The 11811-nt window shown below is 58.9% G+C and carries 12 protein-coding genes; 6 read left to right on the top strand and 6 right to left on the bottom strand.

Annotated features, from left to right (window positions below):
- Positions 1–32: 32 nt before the first annotated feature.
- Positions 33–1073 (bottom strand): hypothetical protein, encoded by a 1041-nt coding sequence (locus SB753_RS07095; RefSeq protein ID WP_410799730.1) that lies wholly within the window; start codon positions 1071–1073, stop codon positions 33–35.
- 181 nt (positions 1074–1254) lie between these two features.
- Between SB753_RS07095 and SB753_RS07090 the strand changes: the two genes are divergently transcribed.
- Positions 1255–2322, top strand: coding sequence for a transporter (locus SB753_RS07090; RefSeq protein ID WP_410799728.1), 1068 nt, complete (start codon positions 1255–1257; stop codon positions 2320–2322).
- Between the two features lie 197 nt (positions 2323–2519).
- Complete coding sequence (locus SB753_RS07085) at positions 2520–2873, top strand: BON domain-containing protein (protein ID WP_410799726.1); 354 nt, start codon at positions 2520–2522, stop codon at positions 2871–2873.
- A 24-nt stretch (positions 2874–2897) separates the two neighbouring features.
- Here the strand turns inward: SB753_RS07085 and SB753_RS07080 are convergent, their stop codons facing one another.
- The 3 genes from SB753_RS07080 to SB753_RS07070 all read right to left on the bottom strand — a co-directional run bounded on the left by SB753_RS07080 (position 2898) and on the right by SB753_RS07070 (position 4748).
- A complete protein-coding gene (locus SB753_RS07080) occupies positions 2898–3737 on the bottom strand; it encodes a class II glutamine amidotransferase (protein WP_204520467.1) in 840 nt (279 codons plus the stop codon).
- Positions 3738–3896: 159 nt separating this feature from the next.
- Complete coding sequence (locus tag SB753_RS07075) at positions 3897–4361, bottom strand: DUF4126 family protein (RefSeq protein WP_204520466.1); 465 nt, start codon at positions 4359–4361, stop codon at positions 3897–3899.
- 168 nt (positions 4362–4529) lie between these two features.
- On the bottom strand, positions 4530–4748 hold the full coding sequence (locus SB753_RS07070) for a DUF2964 family protein (protein WP_020065367.1): 219 nt from the start codon (positions 4746–4748) through the stop codon (positions 4530–4532).
- A 347-nt stretch (positions 4749–5095) separates the two neighbouring features.
- On the opposite strand from SB753_RS07070, the gene SB753_RS07065 reads away from it, so the two are divergent.
- Together SB753_RS07065 and SB753_RS07060 are read left to right on the top strand one after the other, a co-directional pair.
- The gene (locus SB753_RS07065; RefSeq protein WP_087751254.1) at positions 5096–6412 is read left to right on the top strand and encodes a DUF2254 domain-containing protein; all 1317 of its coding nucleotides are present in this window, start codon (positions 5096–5098) and stop codon (positions 6410–6412) included.
- Positions 6413–6434: 22 nt separating this feature from the next.
- Entirely contained in the window at positions 6435–7112 is a 678-nt protein-coding gene (locus tag SB753_RS07060) for a carbonic anhydrase (RefSeq protein ID WP_020065365.1), read from the top strand.
- Positions 7113–7161: 49 nt separating this feature from the next.
- On the opposite strand, the gene SB753_RS07055 is transcribed toward SB753_RS07060, so the two are convergent.
- Positions 7162–7998, bottom strand: coding sequence for an SDR family oxidoreductase (locus SB753_RS07055; protein ID WP_410799724.1), 837 nt, complete (start codon positions 7996–7998; stop codon positions 7162–7164).
- A 56-nt stretch (positions 7999–8054) separates the two neighbouring features.
- Between SB753_RS07055 and SB753_RS07050 the strand changes: the two genes are divergently transcribed.
- Together SB753_RS07050 and SB753_RS07045 are read left to right on the top strand one after the other, a co-directional pair.
- Positions 8055–8939: a LysR family transcriptional regulator gene (locus SB753_RS07050; protein ID WP_410799722.1), complete on the top strand. Its 885-nt coding sequence runs from the start codon at positions 8055–8057 to the stop codon at positions 8937–8939.
- Between the two features lie 172 nt (positions 8940–9111).
- On the top strand, positions 9112–9891 hold the full coding sequence (locus SB753_RS07045; RefSeq protein WP_410799720.1) for an MBL fold metallo-hydrolase: 780 nt from the start codon (positions 9112–9114) through the stop codon (positions 9889–9891).
- Between the two features lie 138 nt (positions 9892–10029).
- On the opposite strand, the gene SB753_RS07040 is transcribed toward SB753_RS07045, so the two are convergent.
- The gene (locus SB753_RS07040) at positions 10030–11727 is read right to left on the bottom strand and encodes a methyl-accepting chemotaxis protein (RefSeq protein ID WP_410799718.1); all 1698 of its coding nucleotides are present in this window, start codon (positions 11725–11727) and stop codon (positions 10030–10032) included.
- Positions 11728–11811: the final 84 nt, after the last annotated feature.

Below are 11811 nucleotides of genomic sequence, written 5' to 3'. Positions count from 1 at the left end.
TCCGCTATGAATGGGTTACGCGCTTCCCAGCCTCAGATCAGCAGCCGCCTCGCCTCTCCAAACATATCCCGTTCAGGGAGAAGATCACTGCGTTTGAAGCGCAGCAATGCAAACGCACGGGTCAGGTTGGCGGACTCAGGCAGTTGCACGACCGTGAACTCGACCTCGTTCGCCTCCCGACCGCCCGTTCCATTCGTACCATCCGTACCATCGGCCACGATATTCATCGGGTCTAGCCGCAGCTTTTTCTGTTGCACGCATAGGTATGGCCCCGGCGAAGACAGTACTTCGCATATCAGACCCAGTCCACGCTCGATGGTCTCCGTCTTGAGACCGAGCTTCGCCAGTTCCTGTTCGTTCCGGTCGAGTTGCGCCTGGGCACTCGCCATCTCGCCGACGCTCGGCGGCGCTTTGCTTCCCAGCATGGACTGCACGCCAGCGGCTTGCCGCTCCAATAGCATTAGGCGTGCTCTCAACAATGCGCGCTCTTCCTGAAGGGCATTACGCCGCGATTCGTCGGTTTCGATTTTTTGCAGGCCTTGCAACATCAACTGGTCGAGCAGTCGCAGCACGATCTGTTGACGAAGTTCTGCATCGGTTGCGCCGCATACGCGCACCTGATGATCGCTGAAACTGACGGTAGTTTGAGCGACATCCGATCGGGTGGCTACGCCGTGCTGTGCAACGCCGAACACCTGCCTCTGATGCAAGGCCATGCCCAACACCGCGAATACCTCAAGCAATTCCGCATGCTCCTCGAAGTAACTCCGCAAGTGTTCTGATTGACTCAATGCGGCACACACGTCCTGCGGCGTCGTAAAGAAGGCGTGAATGCAGGGATCGCTGGACCATGCGGCAGCAGTCGCCTCGTGCGCAGCGGGAACTTCCGCAGTGAGCCGCTCGATGTAACGCACGGCTTCAGTCAACGCGGGCAACAGACGCGCCTCATAATTCCGGGCGAAACGTAATGGAGGGCTCATTCCGACGACGCGCTCCAACATTTGCTTCATCTGCTGGTGATCGCTTCGATCGTCGTGACGGTGGTGGTTCAGCAACCATGACAGCATGCTCATCGCCGGCTCCTGGCGTGCTTTTATCTCTCGCGTCCCCGAAGAATCTGCGCGTTGATCAAGACTGGCAGTACTTGTTATGGATGCGCGACGGCAATGTTCTCGCGGCATGCATGAGCAAGCGGCCTCGCGTTAACGGCCAATGCAAAGCGTAGTCCACGCTGATCTTGATCGGAGTCTGTTCATGGTCGCACCGCTGTACGACTCCTGTAATCAGACCAAGGTCGTATTACCGGTGGATCAGCCAGCGGTTACGCTGGATTCGCCAACTCCGGTTCATTTTCGGGCGCGGTCGCGCGCTGCGCTCGACCGTCCATTCAGGCCGACGATGACGCGTATCTGGTGCCGTTGGGCGCTTGCGTGTGCAAGTGCATTCGGCACTCTACTGGCCAACGCCCCAGCGTGTTCACAGGAACTGGAACCTCGCTCGTATTCTCCTTCGCCTGTAGGCACCAATTTTCTGGTCGCAACATACTCGCATCTTTCTGGCGATGTACTGACGGACTCGTCTTTACCGATTACGGGTGTGCAGGCCCAGTTCAACCTGCTGACGCTCGGCTACGTCAGGACCTTCGATCTGCTCGGTCACACAGCCTCGTTCGGAGTCGGGGTGCCGTTCGCGCGCGGCAACGTCAGCGGCAATGTGATCGACGCGCCCACCGAAGTACATCGAAGCGGCATTGGAGACACGCGACTTCGCTTCGCTTACAACGTCTTCGGTAATCCACCGTTGCCGCCCGAGGCTTTCACGAAGCCGGAGTCGACTACGTCGCTTGGCACGAGCCTGACGGTCATTGCGCCGTCCGGGCAGTATGTGGATTCGAGGCTCGTCAACATTGGCGCAAACCGATGGGCATTCAAGCCCGAACTGGGCATCTCGCAGCCATTCGGAAACTGGTTCATGGACGGGTCCGCCGGTGCGTGGTTTTTCACGGCTAACAATGACTTCTTTCGCGGCAAGAAGCGCAGCCAGGCGCCTTTAATGATCTTTCAGTTGCACGTGGGCTACGGCTTTCGCCCCGGCCTCTGGGTCGCGGGCGATATCGGCTACGCAGCAGGCGGCCGAACCACGACGAACGGTGTCGACGCCGCCGATCGATCGGCCAATATGCGATACGGGATGACGTTCTCCGTGCCCATTGCACGAGGCTGGTCGACCAAGTTGGCCTTCTCGCACGGACTCGTCACACGCGCCGGCGGAGACTTCACGTCCATTTCGTTGACGCTGCAGTATCGCTGGTTTAGTCGATGATCATGGCCACGCGCCAAGGAGCGTTATGCCCGAGTGTGTTGTACCCGCTTAGCTAAGCGCTGCCGCATTCGCTCACTCGTCAATGGCGCGAGACCTTCAAGTCAGGTTTGGCCGCGACCGTACAGACGGCTTTATTCGGAACGAAACGTTGGCTATCTTTGATTCAGAGTTAATTAAAACCACCTGGAGACGCAATCATGAAAACACTTCACGTCGTGAGCCGGCTTGTCTTCGCCGGATGTCTGACGCTGGCCTCGAACGTCTACGCGCAAACCAGCAACGCGATGCCGACGACGTCAGCTTCAGGTGCAAGCTCAGGCAGTACGGCACAGTCCGACAAGAAGCTGGCCCGCGATGTTCGCAAAGCGTTGTCTAAAGCGCCCCACTTCAACGTATCGAACGTATTCGTCAAGGCGCGCAGCGGCGTCGTGACCTTATCGGGCAGCGTGCCCGACGGTGCCCAGATCGAGCAGGCCGCGACGGTGGCGATGAACGTGCCGGGCGTAACTTCGGTGAGTAACCATCTGTCGCTGTACACCAAGGGGTATTGACGCCCGACCATGCAAATCGCGGGCTTAACCGGCGGCGCCGCGAGGCTCGAATGCGAACCGCTCGATCTCGCCGCCGCGCGCCACCACCGCGGTGCTCTCCGGAATCTCTTGCCACCATCCGGGCAAATCGGCGAGCGGTTCTGAAAGAACCAGAAACGCATCCTGCCCGGCCATCGCGATGCGCGTATCGTCGGGATACAACTGGTGCAGGTGGCGGAACGACGTGTTGTGAAACAACGAGCGCGACTGTCTTTCGCTCGAGTAGCGCACGGCGACGATCTGCTCGCCATCGGTTGCGCAGACGGTCATGTTCAACGGTTCGGCGACGCCGTGGCGTCGCCCCGTTTCTTCGACGAACCCCACCATCCTCTCGAGAGCCGTAACGGGTTCCAGTTCGAGACCGAACGTGAGCGCGAGGAAGAACAGCACTTCGGAGTCGGTCGAGCCTTCGATTGAAGGGAACAGTTCGGGCGAAATCGCGATCATCAGGTCGCGACGCACCGCAGGATAATTACGCACGAGCCCGTTGTGCGCGAACAGCCAGCGGCCATGACGGAACGGATGACAGTTGGTTTCCTGCGACGGCGTGTCGGTCGCCGCCCGGATGTGGGCGACGAATAGCGGCGCGCGGACCGCTCGCGCCGCTTCGCGCAGATTGCGGTCGCTCCATGCGGGCTGAATGCAGCGGTAGCGAAAAGGTATGTCGGTCGGATGGCCGTACCAGCCGATCCCGAAGCCGTCACCATTGGTGGTCGTGTGGCCGAGCCGCGAATTCAGGCTCTGATCGATCAAGGAATGCTTGGCGTTGAACATCACCGTTTCAAGCTGAATCGGGTTGCCGGAATAAGCGAGCCAGCGGCACATGAGAGGTCTCCTGTCAGATACGCCGGGGTAAGTGGCGAGAAGTTCGCGAGGCAAAGGAGCGCCGCACCGGCTCTGTGAAATTGCGGGCCGCACGCGCGGTGCCGATAGACCAACTTGACGATATCGTTCGAGCAAGGCACTAAGTCCCTCTCGATCCGATCACTGCACGGCCATTACGATCAACGCGGCGGCGACCACCGCCACTGCGTCTTCGACCAGCGCCGCCGGCCGGTCGCGACCAAACGCGCGCGACATGGCTCCGCGGGCTCTCGCGCCGCCCAATGTACCGATGACTGCGCCGACCAGTCCAGCAATCACGCCGCCGACCCAACCGCCGTGCGCCGCGCCGATTGCCGCGCCGCTCAGCCCGCCCGACACGAGACGCGCGCCGAACTGTATCGGCACGGTGCGGCTGGCGGTATTGGGCAACTGATCGACGATGAACTCCGCAATCGCCAGCACCGTGAAAATGTAGGGCGTGGCAGCGAAGCCGAAGAATGCGAGCGGTGTCTCCCGCAACGGCAACCAGCCGAGGTACGCCGCCCAACTGACGGCGGTGGGTGCAGTCATCGTGCGAAGCCCTGCCACAACGCCAATCAGCAATGCGAGAACATACATAGACATGCGGACTCCAGGTCGGAACCAATAACGCGTATTAAACACGCTCATTGACTTCCGTGTCATCGGGGTACCGCATCGATTTGCGGTCGCGAGTTGCGATGCGCAGCTACAGGGACCGCCGGCGTTGGGTGTTCCTCAGAACAACAAAGAGGGATCTTCGGGGCGCACTCGCTATCGCGAGATCGGCTTCTTTTTGCTCGACAGGCCTGGAATGGATATCAGGTTAAGCGCAATCACCGCGATTGCGACACCGAAAAAAATCGCGAGTACGCCGTAGCGAAACTCCGCCGGGCGATCGTAAAGCAAGCCGACGATAGTCGTATAAAGACCGCTCAGCCATAGAGCGACGCCGACCAATGCGATCGCAACCCGCCTTTCCGATTTTTTCATCAGGACCTCTGCAGTCTGCGACTGGTTCCTCAAACCATATTAGTGCGCCGTTGCGGCGTTTTCCAGAAAAGGCGCGTTTGCGCCGACAAATATTCGGGCGGACGAGCCCATCGACGCGCCATTCCGGAATCTCGACGTCCAGGACCAAGGTCTCATTGACCACCCTGAAGTTCGAGTGTTTTATTGCATCGGGAAGGTTTGCGTGTCCGTAACCTGCTTCGCGCCGGTTTTGGACTGATCTGAGCCCGGTGCACGCTCGCCCGTGAAGCCTCCACTAAATACTGGCTGACGCACCGCGGATACCTTCGGCCACACCGCGATATGAACCGTGTAGAGAGAGAACAGACATGGACTGGAATCGCTGGTACAGCTTGAAGAGCTACCTGAGATCTTCGCTGTGGACTGTGCCACTCATTGCGATCGCGATCTATGCCGTGGTAAAGCCCGTGGCTGAAATGATCGGAAGATGGATGACGAGGCAAGGGACCCTTGATGCAAAAACCAGCCTTCTTGGACTGTCCATGACGGGTGCGCGGTCACTGCTCGGCGACATCGTTTCCGCAGACCTGGCGTTCCTCGTATTCACGTTTGGTTCGCTGCTCGTCGCAATCCAGGTCGCCGGGGGACAATACACCCCGCGAATCATCGCGACGACATTGCTGCGCGATAACGTCATCCGTAGCATTTCGGGGTTATTCGTTTTCACACTGCTGTTCGCCAATAGAACGGCCGGCTGGATGGGCGAGAATCAGGTACTCCAGCTGCAAGTGTTCATTGCAGCGCTATTCGGATTTACTTCCGTCGTCGCTTTTCTCTTTTTGATCGACTACGCGGCAAAATTTTTGCGCCCTGTCAGCCTCGTGGCTCGCGTCGGAGAGCAAGGAATCGCGGTCATTGAGAGCGTTTACCCCTCCCCGTCTACGGGCGTGGTCGTCGCGCCGGAACTTCACAAAGAGCGAGGCGTACCCGATCGCATTGTTTGTCAGCGCGGAAAGCCTGGCATCGTTCTGGCCGTGAATCTGGAAAGGCTGGTGGCCAAGGCACGGCGCGCTGACGTAGTGATCGAATTCGTGCCGCAAGTCGGTGATTTCGTCGCGGTGGACGAACCCCTCTTTCATTTGTACGGAAACTTCGGCGCAATCGACGAAAACAAGCTGCGCACGCTCGTCGCTTTCGGGACGGAGCGCACGATGGAGCAGGACCCTATGTTCGCGTTTCGCATCCTGGTCGATATTGCGCTCAAAGCGCTGTCGGCGGCGATAAACGATCCGACCACGGCGGTGCTTGCGATCGATCAGTTGCACCGGCTATTACGCATGGTGGGCAAACGTTCTTTGCGCGTCGAAGAGATCGAGGATCGTTCGGGGCGGGTTCGGGTGATCTTGCGAACGCCCAATTGGGAAGATTTCGTGCATATCAGTTTCCGCGAGATACGTCAGTATGGCGCGAGCAGCATTCAAATCGCACGGCGTCTGCGCGCGGCGATAGAGAACCTCATCCAGTGTCTGCCGGTGCATCGTCATGAGGCATTGCGCGTCGAGCTAATGCTGATCGACCGTGCGATCACCAGGCATCATCCATTCCCGGAAGACCTGGCGTTGGCCCGCATTCCTGACTCGCAAGGGCTTGGAGGTTCGGCGGTCTCGACGACGAATAACTATTAAGTAGCCCTTCCGGAGACAAGCCATGCGCAAACTGATAATGGGCATCGTCGAGTTTCGCGAGAAAATGCTGCCGCAATACGCGAAGCAGTTCAGCAAACTGGCGCTTGCGCAGACACCCGATGCGCTCTTCATCACGTGCTCGGACAGCCGGGTTGTGCCGGACCTGCTTGTCTCGACCCATCCTGGCGATCTGTTCACGATGCGCAATGTCGGCAATCTGATACCACCAGCAACTTCGGAAGGAACCTCTACCGGCGACCTCTCCGAGGCAAGTGCAATCGAGTACGCAGTGCTGGTGCTGAAAGTCGCGAATATCGTTGTATGCGGGCATTCCGAGTGCGGTGCGATGAAAGCCGTATATGCACACAACGCCAAGCTGAAAGCGCCGAATCTCGATAGATGGCTATTCCACGCCAATAACGCAGCGTTTCGCCTCGAAAACGAAGGTCCGCTCAATGGGACGTTGAAAACGCACGATCAATTGTCGCAACTCAACGTGCTTGTGCAACTCGAGCACCTGATGACATACCCGATAGTTCATCAGCAGGTCACGTCCGGGGCACTGGTATTGAGCGGCTGGTGGTTCGACATCGCGACGGGCGACATGTACGCCTATGAGCGCACGAGCCGCTCATTCGAAGTCATCGACCGTGCGATGGCTGACCGGATGATTGCGCGCCTGGCCGCACGTGCACGGTGAAGGCGCGCTCCGATGTTCGCTCGCGGCGACGTCACTCGATGAAACGAAATCAGATGAGTTGCGCAGTGGGACGTACGACGATTTCGTTGACATCGACTTCAGCCGGCTGCTCGATGGCGAACATAATGGCACGCGCAACGGCTGTGGGAGAGATCGCTTTTTTGTAGATCTCCAGAATGCGGGCGCTGTCTGTGCCGGTAGTTTTGTTCTGAATACCACTGTCTACTGCACCGGGCGTGATCGAGGTCACCCGGATTGAATATTGGGCCATCTCGGCTCGCAATCCTTCCGAGAGCGCTCGAATGGCAAACTTGGAAGCAGAGTGCACGGCGCCACCCGGTGAAAACACCTTCAAGCCATGCACCGAGCCCAGGTTGATCACGTGGCCAAAGCCTTGTCGCAGAAATACGGGCAAGGCGGCTGCGATCCCCCACAGGGTCCCCTTCAAGTTCAGGTCAATCGTGGTTTCCCATTCCTCGGTGTTCACCTCGGCCATCGGACGAATCAACATGACGCCCGCGCTGTTGATTAGCACGTCGAGCTTGCCGAGATCGGCGACGACGGTATTGACGACCCGCTCGATATCGCTCTTTCGAGTGACGTCGACGTTGTAGTGCCTGGCGTCTCCATCCTCGGCACGAATTTGCTGGACCAGCAGCGCCGATCTCTTTTCGTCTATGTCCGCAACGGCAACGATTGCGCCGTCTGCGGCTAACGCTCTCGCCGCGGCAGAGCCGATTCCGCCCGCGCCGCCTACGATCAAAACCACCTTACCCTTGATTCCTTCACGCATCACGTATCCTTTTGCCTTTGATGAGCTTCGGCGCATTTGCGTTGAGCAAACGCCCGAGCCGCCGTTCATGCATCGACAGATGCTGTTGCTCATCGAAGGCCTCATGCTAACCGGCATGTTTTCGTTGAACCATTCGCTAATTTCCGACAATGGCTGATCAAATCCGCACACCGTTCGATTGGGAAGACATCCGTATCTTCGTGTCTCTAGCACGTTATGGGAGCCTGTCAGCCGCAGCGCGTGCATTGTCGCTGTCCCACGCGACGATATCCCGCCGCATTCGGACGCTCGAGAAAGCGATGGGGGAGAAATTGGTGGAACGTCGTCCCGATGGTTATGCGTTGACCGCGGCTGGCGTGCGCGCTCTGTCTCCTGCGAGCGAGATGGAAGCGGCCGCTGCAAGATTCGGACGCCGAGGCGAAACCCAGGTCCCGAGTGGACTGGTGCGCGTCAATGCCCCTCCCAGTTTGGCCCAAAGCTTTCTCGTCGAAAGACTAGCCCGCTTGAGCACGACCTATCCAACGTTGGATATCGATCTCGCCACCGACTTTCGAGCGGTCAGCCTCGAGCGACGTGAAGCCGACATTGCGCTGCGGTTCGGTCGGCCAACTGACGGCGATGTCATTGCAAAGCGGGCGGCGACGGTCGGTTTCGGTTTTTATGCTCTGGATGAATGGCGGCGACGTCTGGATGCCGGCGAGAGCCCAACCTTTGTTGGCTTCGACGAGGCCAACGCGCACTTGCCGGAAGCCACCTGGCTCAGTGAAACCTACCCGCGCGCCCGCATGGCATTCAGAAGCAATAGTCAGGTGATGCAGGCTGCAGCGGCGCGCGCCGGCGCAGGAATCGCCCTATTACCGCATGTTGTCGGGCGCAACCAGGATACATTGGTGCGCTGCCTGATATTGGAAGCGCCGCCATCACGAGAACTTTGGCTATTGATCCGACGCGATGGCGTCACCGACCTCGCAACCAAAACGGTGGCCGACTTTCTGATCAACCTCTTCTCCAGCGAGCGTGAATCGATCGAATAGGTTGCGCTCCGATATCGCTTAACCCTTGCCAAGAGTCGTGTCGCACGCACGTCGGTTCCGCCTTGAGCGCATCTGTACAAAATTGATCATCCGTTGAACAAATCCGAGGAATGCCGCCCGGAGAGCGATGTCGCCATAATCGCCCCATTCTCATTCGACATTAGGCGCTGCGATGACTGGTGCAACGATTACCCTGATTGGCGGACCCACCACTTTGATCGAGATAAACGGCTGCCGGTTTTTAACGGACCCGACGTTCGATCCGCCTGGTACTTACCAGCCATACCCTGGCAAGTCAGTGACGTTTGATAAAACCACCGGTCCCGCGATGACGATCGAGCAGATCGGCTCGTTAGATGCCGTATTGCTCAGCCACGACCATCACTTCGATAATCTCGACTCAGCGGGGCGCACAATCTTGCCGGGCGTGAAAACGACCTTCACCACGATGTCCGGGCAGGAGCGTTTGGGCGGCAATGCGTTGGCTCTCGCCCCCTTCGAAACAAAAACGTTCGAAGGCCCGGGCGGCAGGCGTTTGCTGATTACCGGGACGCCGGCACGACATGGCCCGGTGGGAATCGAGCCGTATTCGGGTGACGTCATCGGTTTTCTGCTGGGAGAAGAGGAAGAAGGCGATGCGATCTACGTGACCGGCGATACTGTCTGGTACGAGGGCACGGCTGAGGTCGCCCGCCGGTATTCTCCAAAGGTGGTGATCGTCTTCGCCGGCGCGGCCGAACCGCGGGGACGCTTCCAGATGACGATGGACAGCAACGATGCTCTCGCTGCCGCCCACGCCTTCCCCAATGCGAAGATCCTGGCAGTGCACAACGAAGGCTGGAAGCACAACACGGAAAGCGCCGACGACCTCGCGTCGGTATTCAACTCGCTCGGCGTCGGCGATCGCTTGTTGCCCTTGCTGCGCGGCGAGCCTTTGAAAATCGAGTGGTGAATGACAAACCCGGCGAACGCAGCCGGTCCTACGCTCGGTGTCGACAGAGCGCAGCGCACACGCTATGCCTCATCCAGAAAAGTGTGCCGGGTCGCCTGCAAGGCGCAACCCGGCATCGCTCCGAGCCTCAAGGCACGGCTAGAAGGACTGCCAGGCCGGATTGCTATCGCCGGACATAACGGGTGCGTCGGTCCTGCGCTGGACACTCTTCCTGGTCTTCAGCATAGGGCGGCTTGCTGCGACCGTCGTGTGCTCCGGCAGGCTTGCGAGGCCGACGACGTGCGCGGGCAAACGAAACGTCGAAACAAGTTCGCGCAGCGTGCCTGACTGTGCCGCCATCGACTGCGCAGCTGCAGAGGCTTCCTCAACAAGCGCCGCGTTCTGCTGCGTCACCTCGTCCATCTGCATGACGGCCTGGTTCACCTGCTCGATACCGGTATGCTGTTCGACCGACGCAGAAGCGATCTCCCCCATCAGATCAGTAACACGCTTTACCGAGTCGACCACCTCTTTCATGGTAGTCCCCGCGTTATCGACCAGTGATGTTCCGGCCTCCACTTTCGCCACGGACTGGCTGATGAGTTCCTTGATCTCTTTTGCCGCCGAAGCACTACGCTGCGCGAGTCCGCGGACTTCGCTGGCGACAACTGCAAATCCCCTGCCTTCCTCCCCGGCCCGTGCGGCCTCGACTGCCGCGTTGAGCGCGAGGATGTTGGTCTGAAATGCAATGCCCTCGATCACGGAAATGATCTCGGCCACTTTTGCCGAACTCGCGGAAATGTCGTGCATGGTATGAACCACTTGCGCCACGACTTCGCCACCTCTTGCTGCCACCTCGGATGCGTTGCTGGCCAGCGTATTGCCTTGCTTCGCGTTATCCGTGTTCTGTTTGACCGTCGCGGTCAGCTGCTCCATGCTCGCTGCGGTTTCTTCGAGCGATGCCGCCTGCTCTTCCGTTCGCTGGCTAAGGTCAGTGTTGCCGGCGGCAATCTGCGAGGAGCCGGTAGCAATGCTTTCGCTGCTGGATCGAACGCGGCTGACAACGTCCACGAGTCGTTCGTTCATGTTTCGCAGCGCCAGTAACAGCTGGCTGGTTTCATCGGAACCGGACACCGCAATGTCAGATGTGAGATCACCGCGGGCCACCGTCTCGGCAATACCAACCGCGCGGCCGAGCGGAGTGACGATCGAACGTGTGATCAGCCATGCCACGAAGATAGAAAGAAGGATCGCCGCACAGGCAAGCGTTGCAGTGAGCACAATCGTACTACGGTAGTTCGACGCAGCTTCAGTACTCGCTGCAGCGGCTCCGGCGCGATTCAGCTTCACACCTTGCTCGATCCATTGAAGCGCATCTGTGAATTGCCGTGCGGACTCGCCCGTTGCCAGCGTTCTAGCGGCGGCAAAGCCAGCGTCTCCCGACTCGGACAGTTCAAGCAGGCTCTTGTCGGAACCGAGGTATGTCGTCCACGCCTTCTTCATGTTGTCGACGATCTGCTGTTCCTCGTGTGAGGAAACAAGCTTCTCATAGTCGGCCATCGCAGTACTTAGCGATGACAGTGCCGCGTCGTGCTGCGTGCGTTGGTCCTGTTTCTGGCGTGTATCGCTTTCCAGTATGGAACGCAGACTTGCCCTGCGCACGCCGTTGGCCAGGGCCCTGATCTCCCCAAGACTCTGCACGCTCGGCAGCCAGTTCTCGGCGATGTCCTGAGTGCCTCCATAGATTCTGGAAACCTGCAGAACTGCCAGCCCCCCGGTCAGCAGCAGCAACAGCAGCGCAACGCCAAATCCGACTCTAAGTCGCGCCCCAATTCGTAGATTGCCCAGATACTTCATTGCTCAACTCCCACTTGATGTGTCTTAGATATATCGGATCGGTCAATGGCACACTGAACGGTGCCATGTGTAAACACTTCTAAT

The sequence above is a fragment of the Paraburkholderia sp. SIMBA_053 genome (genome assembly GCF_046534895.1).
Classification (GTDB): domain Bacteria; phylum Pseudomonadota; class Gammaproteobacteria; order Burkholderiales; family Burkholderiaceae; genus Paraburkholderia; species Paraburkholderia caledonica.
This window is presented reverse-complemented; position numbering and strand designations above follow the sequence as displayed.